The following is a 14690-nucleotide window of genomic DNA, read 5'->3' as shown; positions in this document are numbered from 1 at the left end:
TACCCCACCCCTTAAGGCCTGTCAAGCCCAAGAAGCCGCACCTGAAAGGCCCTCAGGAGGTCCGTTTTGCTGAGGATGCCCACAAGCCTTTCCCCTTCCACCACCAGGGCCCGCGTGTACCCCCTTTCCGCCATGCGTTCCAAGGCGGCCAGGGCTTCCGTGTCGGGGGTGAGGAGGAGGGGGGCTTGCAGGTAGCGGGCCACGGGGGCCAGGGGGTCGGCCCCCTCTAGGCCCTCTAGCCCCACCACCCCGAGGATCCTTTCCTCCTCCACCACGGGAAAGCCGGAAACCTTGTGGTAAAGGGCTAGGCGCAGGGCCTCGGCCACGGGGAGGTCCGGGGGGAGGACGAGGGGGTTAGGGGTCATGAGGTCCCGCACCCGAAGCCCCTCCAAGGCTTGGGCCAGAAGGGTGGCCTCCACCTCGGCCCGGGAGGCCATGTAGACGAAGAAGGCGATGAGGACCAAAAAGGGATTGAGGGCCAAAAGGCCAAAGAGCCCCAAGGCCAAGGCCACCGCCTGGCTTAAGGCCAAGGCTTGGCGGGTGGCCCTGGCATAGGGCTTTCGTAGGGCTAAGAGGGCGCGGTAGACCCGCCCCCCATCCAGGGGGAGGGCGGGGAGGAGGTTGAAAAGGGCCAGCATTAGGTTTACCAGGGCCAGGTAGTGGGTGAGAAACCCCAGGGCGCCGGAAGGAGCCTTTAGGAGGTGGAAGAAAAGGGCCAAAACGAGGCTAACCCCCGGGCCCGCCAAGGCGATGAGGAGCTCCTTGGCGGGCTCCCTTGGGAGCCTTTCCAACTGGGCCACCCCGCCCAAAAGCCACAGGGTGATGCGCCGGGTTTCCACCCCGAAGCGCCGTGCGGTGAGGGCGTGGCCGAGCTCGTGCAAGAGGACCGAGAGGAACAGCCCGAGGGCGGCTAGAAGCCCGAGGAAAAAGGGCCAAACCTCCTGGAGGAGGTCTGGGTCTTGGGGCAGGCCAAATAGTTCCAGGTAGAGGGGGAGGTTGTTCCCGATCAGGAAGGCCAGGAGGGGAAGGATGAGGAGGAAGGAAAGGTCCAGGTAAAGGGGGATACCGAAGAGGCGGAAGAGGAAGATCCCGCGCCCCGCCATGCCTCAGTATAGGCTCTGCCAGGGGCTTCGCCTTGATAATGACCGGTCAGTCAGGAGTAGGATGGAGGGGTGTTGGCCCTTGCCCTCCTGCAAGACCCCCGCTACCGCGCCTACTGGCTGGCCCTCTTCACCTCCCAGATGGGCACCTGGATGCAGTCTGCAGCTCAAGCTTGGCTCGTCCTCCTCCTCACGGGGAGTGCGGAACGGCTTGGGCTGGTGGTGGCCTTGCAGTTCCTGCCCTCCCTTCTTTTCTCCTTACCCGCCGGGGTCCTGGCGGACCGCTACCCTAAGCGGAACCTCCTCTTCCTCACCCAGGGGGGGATGATGCTCTTGGCCCTCCTCATGGCCTTCCTCATCCTCACGGGGGCGGTGCGCTATGGGTACGTCCTCCTCTTCGCTTTCCTCTATGGCGCCCTAAACGCCATGGACCTCCCCGTGCGCCAGAGCTTCACCGTGGAGCTGGCGGGGCGGGAACGGTATCCCGGGGCCATCGCTTTAAACTCCTTTGGCTTTAACACGAGCCGCCTCCTGGGACCGGCGCTTTCTGGGGTGCTCATCGCCCTTTATGGGGTGGGGGTGGCGTATCTCGCCAATGCCCTTTCTTTCCTTCCCCTCCTTTTGGTCCTGCGGCGGGTGCCCCCCGGGCCTAGGGGGGAGGGGGGGGATGGGCGCTTTTTGCGGGAGGCCCTCGAGGGCGTCCGCTTTGTCCTGGAGCACCCTCTGGTGCGGCGGGTGGTGGGGCTCGTCCTCTTCGCCAGCCTTCTCGGCATGAACTTCCAGACCCTGGTCCCCGCCTACGCCCGGCTGGTCCTTGGGCTTTCCGCCACCGGTTACGGCGTTCTCCTTTCTTCCGTGGGGCTTGGGGCTTTGGGGGCAGCCTTGGTCATGGCCTTCACGGGGAGGCCTAGGCCCATGCGTCTCCTCCTTGGGGTTTTCGCCCTGGCCCTCGCCCACCTGGGGCTCTTCCTTCCCCATGCTGGTTGGGTGCCCCTTTTCCTCGCCTTGGGGGGGTTTGGCATGATCTCCGTCCTCATCAACGCCAACACCCTGGTGCAGCTTTCCGTGCCCGACCGCTTGCGGGGCCGGGTCATGGCGGTCTACAGCCTGGTCATGCTGGGCACGGGGCCTTTAGGGGCTTACCTCACGGGCCTCCTCTTCGAGCTTTTGGGGGGGCGGTTCGCCACGCTCCTCCTGGGAAGCGCCGTCCTCCTGGTGGGCCTGTATCAGCTTCAGGCTTGGCCTAAGGACGCCAGTCCTCCGGCCTAGGGCCGAGGCCGAGCCGCCAGGCCACGCCCCGGGCCACTCGCTCCCCGGCCCTTCCGTCCCCGTAGGGGTTTGGGGCCTGGCGCATGCGGCCCAGGGCCTCGGGGTCTTCCAGAAGCCCCTTTACCACCCGGTAGACCCCTTCGGGGTTAGTGCCGGCCAGCTTCAGGATGCCCGCCTCCAGCCCCTCGGGCCTTTCCGTGACGTTCCTTAGGACCACCACCGGCACCCCCAAGGCCGCCCCCTCCTCCTGCAGGCCCCCGGAGTCGGTGACCAAAAGAAGGCTTTCCTTCATAAGGGCGGCCATGGGGCCGTACTCCAGGGGGTCTAGGAGGACGAAGTTCCTCACCCCCTTGAGCACCGGGAAAACCGCCTCCCGCACCACGGGGTTCAGGTGCACAGGGTAGACGAAGGTGAGGTGGGGAAAAGCCTCCGCCACCCGTCTCAGGGCCCGGGCCAGCTCGGAAAGGATAGGCCAGTTCTCCCGGCGGTGCATGGTCACGGTGACGTAAGGCCCCGGAGGGAGCCCCTCGGGAAGCCGCCCCAGTTTGGCCGCCAGGAGCACGGCGTCCACCCCCGTCTGTCCCGTGACCAGGATCCCCTCCCGCGACTTCCCCTCCTTCAGGAGGTTTTCCCTGGCCAAAGGCGTGGGGGCGAAGTCCAGATCGGTGAGGACGTCGGTGAGGCGGCGGTTGGCCTCCTCGGGGAAGGGCTCCTTGAGGTTGCCGCTCCTTAGCCCCGCCTCCACGTGGCCCACGGGGATCCCTTCCAGGAAGGCGGCCCAGGCCACGGCGAAGGTGGTGAGGGTGTCCCCGTGCACCAGGACGTAGTCCGCCCGCATCTCCTTAAGGGCCCGGGCCGCTTGGGGCAGGATGCGGGCCGCCAGGTCGGGGAGGGCCTGGCGTTCTTGCATCACGTCCAGGTTCCGGTCCTCTTGGATGCCAAAAAGGCCTAGGGCCTGCCTGAGCTGCTCCCGGTGCTGCCCCGTGAGGAGGACGAGGGGGATGAGGTGGGGGATGGCCCTTAGGGCCAGGTACACCGGGGCCATCTTGGTGGCCTCGGGTCGGGTGCCGAAGGCCAAGACCACGCGCTTCATTCGCCCCTCCATAGTGCCCGAAGGCGGCGGTAGGTAACCCAGGAAAGGCCAAGGAGGGTGGCGAGGAGGCTCGCCCCTATGGCTTCCCAAGGCATCTTGAGGTAGAGCATGGCGAGGAGGTTAAAGAGGAGGGCCACGCCCCAAAGGGCGAAGGCCACCCGGCGTTGGGAAAGCCCCCGGGAGAGGAGGTGGTGGTGGATATGGTCCTTCCCCGGGGTGGAGAGGGGGTTTTGCCGCCTAAGAAGCCTTCGCGCCACCACCTGGGTGGTGTCCAGAATGGGCAGGAGCAGGAAGAGCATGGGGGGGAGAAGGCCCAAAAAGGTGGTGAGCTTGAGGTTGCCCAGCAGGGCGGTGGCCGCCAGGGTATAGCCCAGGAAGTAGGCCCCGGCGTCCCCCAGGATGATGCGGCTTGGGTGGAGGTTGTGCCGCAAAAACCCGAGGGCGGCCCCGGCCAAGGCGGCCAGGACTAGGGTGCCTGCGGCCCAGAAGGGGAACTGGGCGGAGACGAAGAGGAGGCTTATGGCGCTGATGTAGGTTATGCCTCCGGCGAGGCCGTCCAGGCCGTCCATGAGGTTTAGGGCGTTGGTGATCCCCACCACCCATAGCCAGGTGAGGAAGAGCCCCAAGGCGGGGTCCAAGGGGGTGCCGAAGGCGGCCTCAAACCGCACCCCCACGGCCATGAGGAGGAGGGCGGCCAGGGTTTGCACGAGGAGGCGGAAGAGGGGGGGGAGGCCGAACTGGTCGTCAATGAAGCCCACCAGGACCAGCCAGGCCCCGCCCAGGAGGATGGCGAGGACCTGGATGAGGACGCTCTCCACCAGGATGGGCCGGAGGAAGGCCGCCGCCACCAGGGCCAGGACCACCCCGGCGTAGACGGCGAGTCCCCCGGCGTTGGGCAAGGGTTCCCGGTTGAGCCGGCGCTCGTTGGGAAGGTCGGCCCAGCCCACCTCGAGGGCGAAGCGGCGCACGTGGGGAAGGAAACGCCAGGTGAAGAAAAGGGCCAGGAGGAAGACGAAGGCCACAGTGAGCCAACCCGTGCCCCCCGGGTCGGCCACGCCCATGCGCTTAAGAAGCTCGGTCATTTCGTTCCGTAGATGCGGTCCCCAGCGTCGCCGAGGCCGGGGACGATGTAGCCGTGCTCGTTCAGGTACTGGTCCACCGCCGCCACCACCACCTCGGTGTCGGGGTGGTCCTGGGCGATGCGCTTTAGGCCCTCGGGGGCGGCGATGAGGCACATGAGCTTGATGCCTTTAGCCCCCTTTTCCTTGAGGAGGGAAAGGGCGTGGCTGGCGCTACCCCCCGTGGCCAGCATGGGGTCCAGGAGGAAGACCCGCCGCTCGGCGATGTCCGGGGGGAGCTTGGCGTAGTACTGCACGGGCTTTAGGGACTCGGGGTCGCGGTAGAGCCCAATGTGCCCCACCCGGGCGTGGGGGACGAGCTTGAGGATGCCCTCCACCATGACGAGCCCCGCCCGGAGGATGGCCACCAGGGCGAGCTTCTTGCCGGAGAGGACCTTCACCCGGGCCTCCGCCACGGGGGTTTCCACCGTGGCCTCGGTGAGCTCCAGATCCCGCATGGCCTCGTAGGCCATGAGAAGGGAAAGTTCCTCGGCGAGCTCCCGGAAATCCTTGGGGCCGGTGCGCTTATCCCTCAGGTGGGCCAGCTTGTGCTGGACCAAGGGGTGGTCCACCAGGGTGATCTTCATCCCGTAAAGCCTAACACGCCCGTCGGGGGGAAAGGCAGTCCTGGAAGAAGCTTAGGGCCTTGGGGAGTTTTTCCTTTAGGGCCTGAGGGAAAGCCTCGGGGTGCTTGGTGCGGAACCAGTGGAGGTCGTGGAGGTAGGTGAGGGGAACGTAGAAGGCAAGCCGCTCCCGCACCTCGGCGGGGTAAAAGCGGGCGATGCGGAAGAGGGCTTCCCGGGCCGCCTCCTCCCCTAAAAGGTCCAGGCTTCCCGTCTTCAGGAGGGCGAGGTCGCGGGCGGGGTCGTCGCCCCCGGCGCGCACCCAGTCCACCAAGAGCACCTCGGGGCCCTCCGCATGGGGGTGCTTCACCAGAAGGTTGCCCGCCCAGGCGTCCCGGTGGCAGAAGCGGCGCTCAGCCCCCGCCACGAGGCCCACCTCCCGCCTTAGGCCCTGGATGAGGGCCAGGGCCTCGGGGATGGCGTGGAGGCTTTCGGCGAAGCGCTCTAGCCTCTCCAAAAGCTCCTCTTCCCCCACGTATCCGGGCTCGGGAAGGCGGTGGAGGGAAAGGAAGAGGTGGGCCAAGGCGGCCAGGGTCTTGGGGGTGAAGGCCTCGAGGGCGAAGGGCCGGCCGGGGAAGCGGCGGGTGATGAGGACTCCTTGGCCCTCCACCTCCGCCACCCCCAGGACGAAGCGCCCCAGGCCCGCCCGGGCCATGCGGCGGGCCTCGAGGGCGGCGAGGTGCCCCTCCTCGGGGCGGTAGACCTTGTAGACCCGCATCCCGTCCGTGTAGACCCGGGCCTCAAACCCCCCTAGGGGCGTGAGGCGGGCGAGGGTTTCCGGGGAGAGGAGGCCCTGGAGGGCGGAAAGCGCCACGGGGCTTATTCTAAGGCCGTGGAGCTCCTTAGGCCCGAGGCCACCGTCCTTTCCCTGGGGGATAGGGTCCTCTCCTTCGACCGGGAAGGGCGGCTTTACCACTACTTCCGCCGGGGGATGACCTATAAGCGGGCGTTGGACGGAAGCCTTCACCTGCGCTACCGGGAGGGGAGGCGCAGGAGGCAACGGCTTGCCCCGGAGGAGGCCCTTGGGGTCTACCGGGAGGCCTTGGCCCTGGCGGAGGCCCACCTCCAGGATGGGGAAAGGCGGCGGGAGGTCCTCCGCTGGACCCCGGAGGCCCTCTTGGACCCCAGGCCTTACCGGGAGGCCTACCCCTGGCCCATAAGCATCCTTCCCCCCGACGCCTACCTCGCCGTGGTCCTCCAGGCCACCACGGGCTGCACCTGGAACCGCTGCACCTTTTGTAGCTTTTACCAGGACCGCCCTTTTCAGAAGCGCAGCCCAGAGGCCTTCGCCGAGCACGTGGAGCGGGTGCGGGCGCTGCTTGGCAAGGGGGTTCTCCTCAGGCGGGGGGTCTTCCTGGCGGATGGGAACGCCCTTGCCCTTTCCGAGCCCCTTCTCCCCCTTCTGGAGATCGTGGGGAAGGCCTTTCCGGGGGAGCCCGTCCTGGGGTTCTTGGACCTCTTTACGGGGCTTAAGAAGGAGGCTTCCTGGTGGGAACGCCTTAGGGGCTTGGGCCTAAGGCGGGTCTATCTGGGGTTGGAGACGGGCCACGCCCCCCTCCTCGCCCTCCTGGGGAAGCCTGGCCACCCCAAGGAGGCCTTGGCCTTGGTGGGGGCCCTCAAGCGGGCGGGGCTGAGCGTGGGGGTGATCCTCATGGTGGGGGCTGGAGGAAGGCCCTTCGCCCAGGCCCACTTCCGGGATAGCCTCGCCCTGTTAGCCGAGCTTCCCCTGGACCGGGAGGACCTGGTTTACCTATCCCCGTTCCAAGAAAACCCGGACACCCCCTACGCCGCCCTGGGCCTGGAACCCCTTCCCGACGTAGAGGAGGAGCTAAAGGTCTGGGTGGGGGCCCTTCGCCGGATGGGCCTGCGGGCAAGCCGCTACGATATCCGCGAGTTCCTCTACTGAACCTCTATTTCCCCGGCTTCCGCCTGGAAGCCCACCTCCTTGTGGGTGCCGTCGCAAAAGGGCTTGTTCCCGGAGTGGCCGCAGCGGCAAAGGGCGAGCTTGGGTCGCTCTAGCCGCCTTTCCTCCCCGTTCAGGCGGAAGGCACTTCCCTCGGGGAGGTCCAGGATGTAGGGGCCGTTTTCCCGGAAGCGGAGGCGCATGGCCTTAGGATACCCCGTATAGTGTGGGGTATGCGCCCTTCCCAAGGCGGCCGGGAAGGGCTTCCCCGCCCCCGGTCCACGCCCGTCCGGGGGGCGAAAAGGGCGCGGTGGAAGCCCGCCCTGGGGACGGAGGTGGCGAGGCTTGCATCCCCTAGAGGCCCTCTTCCGTGAGCGCCTGGCGGCCCTGGCCCCGGAGGACCCCTTGGTCCTGGCGGTTTCAGGGGGCGGGGACTCCGTGGCCTTGGCCCACCTGGTCCACCGCGCGGGGCGGAGGGCGGTGGTGGCCCACCTGGACCACGCCCTAAGGCCCGATAGCGCCGAGGACCTGGCCTTCGTGCGGGCCTTGGCGGAGCGGCTTGGCTTTCCCTTCTTCGCCGAGCGGGTGGAGGTGGGAAAGATCGCCCGGGAAAGGGGGGAAAACCTCGAGGCCTTGGCCCGGGAGGTGCGCTACGCCTTCCTCCACCGGGTGGCCAAGCGGGTGGGCGCCAAGGCTATCCTCACCGCCCACACCCTGGACGACCAAGCGGAAACCCTTCTCCTCAAGCTCCTCCAGGGCACGGCCCGGGGGCTTGGCATTCGGGAGAAGGAGGGCCTGGTGGTGCGGCCCCTCCTCCCTTTCCCCCGGGAGGCGCTCCGGGACTACCTGAGGTCCTTGGGGGAGGCCTGGCGGGAGGACCCCACCAACCAAGACCCTGCCTTGGACCGCAACTACCTCCGCCTCGTGGTATTCCCCCTCCTTCTGGAGCGCTTTCCCGCTGCCCGGGAGGCCCTGGCCCGCTTCGCCAAGGTTCAGGAGGTGGAGGACCTCCACCTGGAGGAGGAGGCTAGGGCGCGCCTCCTCCCCGACCCCCGCTTCTTCGTCCCCGCCTACCGGGTGGCCCCCCTTGTGGAAGCCCCCCCTGCCCTCCGCCGCCGCGCCCTCCGCCAGGTCTTGGAGGGCCTTTCCCTCCGCCCCGAGGCCCGGCTCATCGCCCTCTTGGAAGGCGCCTTGGCGGGCCGGGCCGCTACCTTGCCGGAGGGCCACACGGCCCGCCGCAAAGGGGGGACGCTTTTCCTCATCCCCCCGGCCCCCAGGCTCCCCCTTCCCCCCGGCTTCCGCCGCCCGGAGCCCGGGGACTACCTGAGGATGCCCTACGGCCGCAAGCGCCTCCGCGACTTCTTGGCGGAAAAGGGGGTGCCCAAGGAGCTCAAGGGCCTTTGGCCCGTGCGGGCGGAGGGGAAGGAGGTGGTGGAGGTCTATGGGCTCTTTCCCCCGGGGGAGGGGGAAAGGTACATGGGCCTTGCCCTGGAGGAGGCGGAAAAGGCCTTGGCCCAGGGGGAGGTGCCCGTGGGGGCGGTGTTGGCGGTGGGAGAAAGGCTTTACCGGGCCCACAATCTGGTGGAGGCCACCAAGGACCCCACGGCCCATGCGGAGATGCTCCTCCTGCGGCAGGTTGGGAAGGAGGCCCGGGGCGGGCGGGTCTACGTGACCCTGGAGCCTTGCCTCATGTGCCAGCACGCCCTCACGCAGGCGGGGGTGGAGGTGGTCTACGGGACGGAAAACCTGAAGGAGGGAGCCCTCACCCGCTTTGGCCTCAAGGGGAAGGTCTTGGGTGGCGTGCGGGAAGGGGAGTGTGCTAAGCTCTTAAGGGACTTCTTCGCCCGGCTCAGGGAGGGGTGCCGGAGCGGTTGAACGGGCCGGTCTCGAAAACCGGTAGGCCCCGCAAGGGGCCTCGCGGGTTCGAATCCCGCCCCCTCCGCCAAAGGCGGCCTCTAGGCCGCCTTTTGATATCCCCCATTTGGGGGATGCGCTGGGTTTCCTAGGGGCTCTACTATGGTCCCTCAGAAGGGGAGGGCAGGGTGAGTACCAAAGGACTTAGTTTGATGGAGCTCCTGGTGCTTCTCGCCATTTTGGCTGTGGTCCTGGCCATGGGGGCCTTGAACGGGCGACGGACCCTTTCAGGCCAAGAACAAGCAGCCTTCCTTAATACCCTCCAGAACGTCTTCTGGCAGGGGGCTACCGAGGCGGCGAGCCGAGGGGAAAACCTCACCTTAGAGCGCAATGGAAGCCGCTTGGAGTTGAAACGGGACTCCACGGTGCTTCGCACTTGGGATATCCCCCAGGGTGTGATCCTCTCCCTTGGCAACGGTGCCATCGCTCGGTTCACGCCCCCAGGTAAGGTGCAAAATCCCCAAGGGCAACCTCTTTCCCAGCCTCTAACCTTTACTGCCACCGTAAACGGGAGGACTTACACCTATACCATTTCCCTTATTGGGGAGGCAAAGAGGGCGCCATGAAGAGAAGCCTAGGTCTCACCTTGTTGGAAGTGCTCATCGCCCTTTCCATCCTTTCCCTTGTGTTGTTGGCTTTCAACGCCGTTTTGATTTCTAGCTTACGGCAGACTTCCGTTTCCGGGGGCAGGACGCAGGCGGTACAGATCCTGAACTATGTGGGCCGCAGGATCGTGGGGGGAGAGGCCGCCTTGCTTCCAGGGTCCACCCCCATCGCCTACGGCTATGGGACGCTTCGCCAGGCTTTTCCAGACCTTCCCCAAGAGGCTCGCTTCGCCAATCCGGACCTATACCGGGTGGCGGTGAGCAACTTGGGAACCCCTAGTTGGGCTTCCTCCTTGGGGGTTAGCCTAAACGAGTACCGCATCCAGGTTTGCTGGCGGCAAAGCGGCCAGGAGTACTGCACGGAGGGGCGAACCTTTTCTGCGCCACCTGCTCCCTCAGGCTCCCCGCCTCCTCCCCTGGAGGGGGTTAACTAACGGGAGGAAACCATGCGGAAACCCTCAGGCTTTACCCTTTTAGAGCTTCTCCTGGCCTTGGCCATCTTGGCCACGGTCATGGCCATTGCTTACGGCGGGATGGTGCAGTTCATGGGCTTTCGCTCAGATCTGGACGCCACTGCGGGCGCTCAGGCTAAGCTTCGCCGTATTGTGGAGGTATTTACCCAGGATTTGCGGAGCGCGGTGTTCGGGGGGCTGGCCTCCACGCCCTATCCCACCGGCCAGGCCAGCGTTTCCTTCGCCCTTATAGAGGGTGGGGCCGGATATCCCGTTTTGCCCCATGATAGTGGGAGCAACAACAGCTTCAAGCAGGCGTCAGAGGCCAAAATCCTGGTTTTGGCAAACCAAGCCTCTGCCATAGGTATTTCGCGTGGAGATTACGTTCTTATGGTCAATGCCAACGGGGACGGGGTCATCCTTCCGGTTACCGGGGTGAACGCCGTGGGGGGGCAGCCTAACCGTTGGCACGTGGTTCATGCGGGATGTGGCAACACCATCGACTACACGCCCAACACCCTGCTCTTCCGGGTGCGTACCTTGGGGTTTAGGTATGATTCGAACACGAAGGAACTGGTGTACCGCGAAGGCTCAGGGGGAGAGGTCCCCGTGGCGTTTAACCTGACCCGCTTCGCCATCGGCTACGTCTATGAGGCTGGCCAGGCGGACGTGTTGGTGAACCCCCAAGGCTACAATTACGCCAACCCCACCGGCACGCCCCCCTTCCAGATTACCCAAGATGACAAGACATACACCTTGAGGCGCCTTTCCCTGGTGTTGGGCACCGAAGCGCTTTCCCGTGGCCGCTCGGTGAGCCGGGTCTACACGAGCCAGGTGGAGCTTTCCTCCAACACCCAGTACCAGGTGCGGCGCATTCTGCCTTGCCAATGATAGGGGGAGTGTATGCGTCAAAAAGGCATCGCTTTGGTAATCGCCCTCGCCACGGTATTGGTGGTTTCGGGTATCGGCACCTTGCTTTTCCTGCGTACGTTGGGTGAGATCCGCCATAGCGGTCAGGATCAGGGCATCGTCCAGACCCTGATGCTGGCTCGGGGTGCGGCTAACGCTGGAGGCACCTTCTTGAGCACCACGGCGCGGGACCGCTTGAGCGCCATCGTGCGGGCTACGGCGAGCACCACAGACTGCTGGGCCTACGGGGGAAGCAGCAACTGCCAAACGGGGGGTCAGCCTGACCCTGTGGCCGTAGCCCAGGCCCTGGTCACGGTGGCCTCCCAGTTTCAAACCCAAGTAGACAATTACCTGTGCCCTAATGGAACGCCCCGAAACCTTTCCCCTTCCGGCCTTGATGGCACGGTGACGCTACGGGTTCACTTCACCACGAGCGCTTGTGGGCGAAGCCTTCCCCCTAATACCCGCTTGACGGAGGGGCGCTTTGTGGAAGGCGCGCCCCGGGGGGTGGGGAGCGGGGCTTCCCAGACCTATGCCCTACCCTTTGTTATGGTGGCGGAGGCAACCCTCGGCCCTTACCGCCGCAATATCGTTCTCCAGGGGGAGTACCGGTTCACCGTGGGGCGGGCTAGCTTTGCCCGCTGGGCGCTTTTTACCAACGTTCATACCCTACCCAATGGCACGGATGTTTGGTTCACCGACCGAACCCTTTTTGACGGGCCTGTCCATACCAACAGCCACTTTCGCTTCTACCGTCAGCCCTGGTTCGGGGGGGAGGTGACCAGCGCAGGGTGCACCAATCCAGGAGATTCCAGCTGTAGCGGCCAGACCCGGGCTGGGGCTTACTTCTACGGCGTTAATGGGGGCAACTTGGTCCTGGCAAACAACATGCAGCCTTCAGCCAGCGCTCCTTCTTACCGCAATACCTACGGCACCCACGCACCCCAGTTCACCGCCGGGGTGGACTGGAATGCGCCCTTCATTCCCCTCCCTCAGAACAACCAGGAGCAGAAACAGGCAGCCCAAGCTGCGGGGCTCTACTTCGGGCGGACCATTACCTCTTTGCGCCTTTCCCGGAGATGCGTGAACGAAACCACGGGCTTGGAGGTGCCGTGCAGCCTTCCGCTTCCCGTGGGAGTGACCAAATACCAGTACATAGAGGTCACCTACTGCGCTGACAACAACTGCCGTAACACCAACACGGAGGCCTACCGCTACGGGGAGGACCGGAAGCTTTACCGAAAGGTAACCCAAGGGCAGACCACTTCCTGGCAGGTGGAGCAGCGCCAAGGAAGCGAGGTCTACTTCAATGGCGTGATCTTCACCGACGGGGCTATAAACAGCCTACAGGGGCCCGACCGTACCAATGGCAACGATCCCAGCACGGCGGGGCCGGCCTTAGCGGAGTTTGCCCAGATTACCGTGGCAGCCACGGACACCATACAGATCTCCGGGGACCTCAAGTACGAAACACCCCCTTGCTCCGGCGTGCCGACCCGCAATTCCGATGGCACCGTGACCCCTCCTACCTGCGACAACCTCACCGCTAGGAATGTGCTTGGCGTCTATAGCCAGGACGGGAACATCCTCATAGACCAAGGCGCCCCGCGTAACCTTCACATCCACGCTTCCCTTATGAGCGCTAAAGGAGTGGTGGCGGTGGAAAACTACAACTCCATCTCGGACAAGGGAAGCGTGTACCTTATTGGGGGCATTATCGAGAAATACTACGGCGCCTTCGGTACGTTTAACGCCCAGACCGGGCAAAACTCCACTGGCTATGGCCGCGCCTTCACCTACGACCGCCGTTTTCTCCAAGGGGTGGCGCCCCCCTTCTTCCCCACCACGGGGCAGGACCAGGTGACGGGGGTCACGGTCTTCAGCTACGGGCAACGGGAACAGGTGTACTGAGGGGCTTTAGGCGGTGGGGACCACCTGGAACCCCCACCGCCCCCCCAGGACCCCGAGGGCCTTCAGGCGGGCTTCCGCCTCCGCCCGCTCCTGGGGAAGCCCCGTCAGGAGGAGGTAAAGGAGCCCCACCATCTCCCCGAGGAGCACGTAGCCGTAGCGCCTTTCCTCATCTTCCCAAAGCGCTTCCATTTTGCGCCGGGCCATGCGCCAAGGCACGGGGAGGAAGTGCCCTTCGGGGGCCCTGGCCTCGGGGGCGCAAAGGGCGGGGTCGGAGGCGGTGAGGAGGCCCCGGCAGGCCAGGGGGCGGTGGGGGTAGACCCCGCAAAGCCCCCCTGCCAGAAAGGGACAGGGGATACGGTTTTGGAAAAAGCGGCTGGGGAAGTCTTCCTGGTCCTTCCCCCGGGCGAGGAGGGCGAGGCGCCTTGGGCCCTCCGCCAGGACCCGGTCTTTTTGCGCTTCCGTGAGGTGGGGGAGGAGGGCTTCCCCCTCGAGGCGGGACAGGATCACCAGGCCGAAGCAACAGGCGAAGCACCCCGCCCGGCAGGAGGGGACCACCCCCTTTTTCGCCAGGTAGTCGCTGAGGTCCAGGTCTAGGCTACGCCAGGCTTCCTCTGGGGTCATCGGCGTTGGCGGTACAGGCCCCTCCTTGGGTCAAAGGGGCAGGCGCGGAAGGCCACGCGGGGGCAGAAGCGCCGGTAGCGGCGCACCTCCTCCGCCAGGCCCCTGGGAAGGCCGCAGGCGGGACAGGAGGCGGGCCGCCTGGGCCAGAGGCGGTAGGCCAGGAGGAAAAGCCCCAAAAGGGCCAAGAGCTCCACGCCCTTTAGTTTAAACTGGAGGCATGCCCGCGCCCTTTTTGGAACCCCTGGTGCCCGGGGTGCCCCCGGTAGTTTCCGCCTGGGTCCGGGGCTTGGAGGAGGTGGCCCTTCACCTGGAGCGGTGGGCCTTTGGCCTGCCGGAGGAGGCCTTCTGGTGGCGGCCCAAGGAGGGGGCGAACCCCATCGGCGGCTTGGTGCGCCACATCACGGGAAGCTCCCTGCGCCTCGCTACCTACGCCCTCAGCCTGCCCCTTCCCGAGTGGGCCAAGCGGGGCCGGGAGTGGGAGCTCCTGGGGGAGGCGGAGCCTAAGGAGGAGGTGGTGGCCCGCTTCCGGGAGGCCTGGGAAGGCCTCCTTTCCGCCTTCAAGGAGGTGCGGGAGGAGGCCCTGGCTGAGGAGGTGGCCGTGGGCCAACAGGGGGTGAAGGCCCCCAGGGCCCACGTCCTCCACCATCTGGTAGAGCACGCCCAGCACCACGCTGGCCAGGTGATCTACGCCGCCAAGTTGTTTCGAGCCGGGTAGGACCTTTGCCCTTTCCGGGGGCGTAAAATGGGCTTATGGAACGCATTGGCCTGCGCGCGGCGCCAAGGGTGAGCCTCGAGGCCCTAAAGGAGGCCTTGCGGGGCCTTCGCCTTCCCGAGGTCAAGGTCTACCTCATCACCGACTGGCAGGACCGGAGGGATAAGGCCCGCTACGCCCTCCTCCTCCACGGGGGGAAGAAGGACCTCTTGGTCCCCGATGCCTTCGGCCCCGCTTTTCCTGGAGGGGAGGAGGCCTTGGCGGAGCTCGTGGACCTCTTGCTCCGGGGCGGGGCGAGGAAGTTCTACGAGGCGGTGGTCTCCCCTGGGGAGATGACCGCCCTCCTGGACCTCTCCCCGGAGGAGCTGGTGAAGCGGGTGGTGGCCGTCGCCAACCCCACGGACCCCGGCATCTACCTTAAGCGGGCGGCTTAGCGGCTTTTTTCACAAAAAAGGGCCGC

At 65.9% G+C, this 14690-nt stretch carries 16 protein-coding genes and 1 tRNA gene; 9 read left to right on the top strand and 8 right to left on the bottom strand.

The annotated features are described in order from the left end of the window. Positions 1-11: 11 nt before the first annotated feature. Complete coding sequence (locus ABXG85_RS04780) at positions 12-1103, bottom strand: site-2 protease family protein (RefSeq protein WP_353512585.1); 1092 nt, start codon at positions 1101-1103, stop codon at positions 12-14. A 69-nt stretch (positions 1104-1172) separates the two neighbouring features. On the opposite strand from ABXG85_RS04780, the gene ABXG85_RS04775 reads away from it, so the two are divergent. Continuing rightward, positions 1173-2369 (top strand): MFS transporter, encoded by a 1197-nt coding sequence (locus tag ABXG85_RS04775; RefSeq protein ID WP_353512584.1) that lies wholly within the window; start codon positions 1173-1175, stop codon positions 2367-2369. Here ABXG85_RS04775 and wecB read toward each other — a convergent pair. Genes wecB through ABXG85_RS04755 form a run of 4 tightly spaced genes read right to left on the bottom strand, consistent with a single transcriptional unit; the run spans position 2344 to position 6017 of the window. Further along, positions 2344-3462, bottom strand: a complete 1119-nt coding sequence (gene wecB, locus ABXG85_RS04770; protein ID WP_353512583.1) for a non-hydrolyzing UDP-N-acetylglucosamine 2-epimerase — start codon at positions 3460-3462, stop codon at positions 2344-2346. The genes ABXG85_RS04775 and wecB overlap by 26 nt on opposite strands. Next, the gene (locus ABXG85_RS04765; RefSeq protein WP_353512582.1) at positions 3459-4544 is read right to left on the bottom strand and encodes an MraY family glycosyltransferase; all 1086 of its coding nucleotides are present in this window, start codon (positions 4542-4544) and stop codon (positions 3459-3461) included. The genes wecB and ABXG85_RS04765 overlap by 4 nt, the downstream gene beginning before the upstream one ends. Next, positions 4541-5167 carry a uracil phosphoribosyltransferase gene (upp, locus tag ABXG85_RS04760; protein WP_353512581.1) on the bottom strand — a complete coding sequence of 209 codons (627 nt, stop codon included), beginning with the start codon at positions 5165-5167 and terminating at the stop codon, positions 4541-4543. The genes ABXG85_RS04765 and upp overlap by 4 nt, the downstream gene beginning before the upstream one ends. Positions 5168-5177: 10 nt before the next feature. Then, positions 5178-6017, bottom strand: coding sequence for a phosphotransferase (locus ABXG85_RS04755; protein WP_353512580.1), 840 nt, complete (start codon positions 6015-6017; stop codon positions 5178-5180). A gap of 18 nt (positions 6018-6035) precedes the next feature. Here ABXG85_RS04755 and ABXG85_RS04750 point away from each other — a divergent pair, with 18 nt between their 5' ends. Then, positions 6036-7109, top strand: a complete 1074-nt coding sequence (locus tag ABXG85_RS04750) for a radical SAM protein (protein ID WP_353512579.1) — start codon at positions 6036-6038, stop codon at positions 7107-7109. Here ABXG85_RS04750 and ABXG85_RS04745 read toward each other — a convergent pair. Then, positions 7103-7309, bottom strand: a complete 207-nt coding sequence (locus tag ABXG85_RS04745; RefSeq protein WP_353512578.1) for a CDGSH iron-sulfur domain-containing protein — start codon at positions 7307-7309, stop codon at positions 7103-7105. The two genes, ABXG85_RS04750 and ABXG85_RS04745, sit on opposite strands and share 7 nt — an antisense overlap. 142 nt (positions 7310-7451) lie before the next feature. On the opposite strand from ABXG85_RS04745, the gene tilS reads away from it, so the two are divergent. The 5 genes from tilS (at position 7452) to ABXG85_RS04720 (ending at position 12897) form a co-directional block, all read left to right on the top strand. Next, positions 7452-8981, top strand: a complete 1530-nt coding sequence (gene tilS, locus ABXG85_RS04740) for a tRNA lysidine(34) synthetase TilS (protein WP_353512577.1) — start codon at positions 7452-7454, stop codon at positions 8979-8981. Further along, a tRNA-Ser gene (locus tag ABXG85_RS04735) sits at positions 8960-9051 on the top strand. Before tilS ends, ABXG85_RS04735 begins: the two co-directional genes overlap by 22 nt. Before the next feature lie 531 nt (positions 9052-9582). Next, a complete protein-coding gene (locus ABXG85_RS04730) occupies positions 9583-10059 on the top strand; it encodes a type IV pilus modification PilV family protein (protein WP_353512576.1) in 477 nt (158 codons plus the stop codon). A gap of 12 nt (positions 10060-10071) precedes the next feature. Further along, a complete protein-coding gene (locus ABXG85_RS04725) occupies positions 10072-10968 on the top strand; it encodes a prepilin-type N-terminal cleavage/methylation domain-containing protein (protein WP_353512575.1) in 897 nt (298 codons plus the stop codon). A gap of 12 nt (positions 10969-10980) precedes the next feature. Beyond that, positions 10981-12897, top strand: coding sequence for a DUF4900 domain-containing protein (locus tag ABXG85_RS04720; protein ID WP_353512574.1), 1917 nt, complete (start codon positions 10981-10983; stop codon positions 12895-12897). A 6-nt stretch (positions 12898-12903) separates the two neighbouring features. Here the strand turns inward: ABXG85_RS04720 and ABXG85_RS04715 are convergent, their stop codons facing one another. Both ABXG85_RS04715 and ABXG85_RS04710 read right to left on the bottom strand, forming a co-directional pair. Then, positions 12904-13518, bottom strand: a complete 615-nt coding sequence (locus tag ABXG85_RS04715) for a YkgJ family cysteine cluster protein (RefSeq protein WP_353512573.1) — start codon at positions 13516-13518, stop codon at positions 12904-12906. After that, positions 13515-13694: a hypothetical protein gene (locus ABXG85_RS04710; protein ID WP_486401641.1), complete on the bottom strand. Its 180-nt coding sequence runs from the start codon at positions 13692-13694 to the stop codon at positions 13515-13517. Before ABXG85_RS04710 ends, ABXG85_RS04715 begins: the two co-directional genes overlap by 4 nt. Positions 13695-13735: 41 nt before the next feature. Here ABXG85_RS04710 and ABXG85_RS04705 point away from each other — a divergent pair, with 41 nt between their 5' ends. Together ABXG85_RS04705 and ABXG85_RS04700 are read left to right on the top strand one after the other, a co-directional pair. Continuing rightward, the gene (locus tag ABXG85_RS04705; protein WP_353512571.1) at positions 13736-14233 is read left to right on the top strand and encodes a DinB family protein; all 498 of its coding nucleotides are present in this window, start codon (positions 13736-13738) and stop codon (positions 14231-14233) included. 35 nt (positions 14234-14268) lie between these two features. Beyond that, positions 14269-14664: a DUF3197 domain-containing protein gene (locus tag ABXG85_RS04700; protein WP_353512570.1), complete on the top strand. Its 396-nt coding sequence runs from the start codon at positions 14269-14271 to the stop codon at positions 14662-14664. The last annotated feature ends 26 nt before the right edge of the window (positions 14665-14690 follow it).

It is taken from the genome of Thermus sp. LT1-2-5 (assembly GCF_040363165.1).
Taxonomy (GTDB): domain Bacteria; phylum Deinococcota; class Deinococci; order Deinococcales; family Thermaceae; genus Thermus.
The sequence above is the reverse complement of the archived record's forward strand: the minus strand, read 5'-3'. Positions and strand labels throughout refer to the sequence as shown.

Bases quoted from the DNA above. Each gene is read 5' to 3' on its own strand.
- ABXG85_RS04765 (WP_353512582.1), bottom strand. From the start codon at position 4,544: ATGACCGAGCTTCTTAAGCGCATGGGCGTGGCCGACCCGGGGGGCACG.
- ABXG85_RS04700 (WP_353512570.1), top strand. From the start codon at position 14,269: ATGGAACGCATTGGCCTGCGCGCGGCGCCAAGGGTGAGCCTCGAGGCC.
- ABXG85_RS04715 (WP_353512573.1), bottom strand. From the start codon at position 13,518: ATGACCCCAGAGGAAGCCTGGCGTAGCCTAGACCTGGACCTCAGCGAC.
- ABXG85_RS04705 (WP_353512571.1), top strand. From the start codon at position 13,736: ATGCCCGCGCCCTTTTTGGAACCCCTGGTGCCCGGGGTGCCCCCGGTA.
- upp (WP_353512581.1), bottom strand. From the start codon at position 5,167: ATGAAGATCACCCTGGTGGACCACCCCTTGGTCCAGCACAAGCTGGCC.
- ABXG85_RS04720 (WP_353512574.1), top strand. From the start codon at position 10,981: ATGCGTCAAAAAGGCATCGCTTTGGTAATCGCCCTCGCCACGGTATTG.
- ABXG85_RS04780 (WP_353512585.1), bottom strand. From the start codon at position 1,103: ATGGCGGGGCGCGGGATCTTCCTCTTCCGCCTCTTCGGTATCCCCCTT.
- wecB (WP_353512583.1), bottom strand. From the start codon at position 3,462: ATGAAGCGCGTGGTCTTGGCCTTCGGCACCCGACCCGAGGCCACCAAG.
- ABXG85_RS04725 (WP_353512575.1), top strand. From the start codon at position 10,072: ATGCGGAAACCCTCAGGCTTTACCCTTTTAGAGCTTCTCCTGGCCTTG.
- ABXG85_RS04745 (WP_353512578.1), bottom strand. From the start codon at position 7,309: ATGCGCCTCCGCTTCCGGGAAAACGGCCCCTACATCCTGGACCTCCCC.
- ABXG85_RS04730 (WP_353512576.1), top strand. From the start codon at position 9,583: ATGAAGAGAAGCCTAGGTCTCACCTTGTTGGAAGTGCTCATCGCCCTT.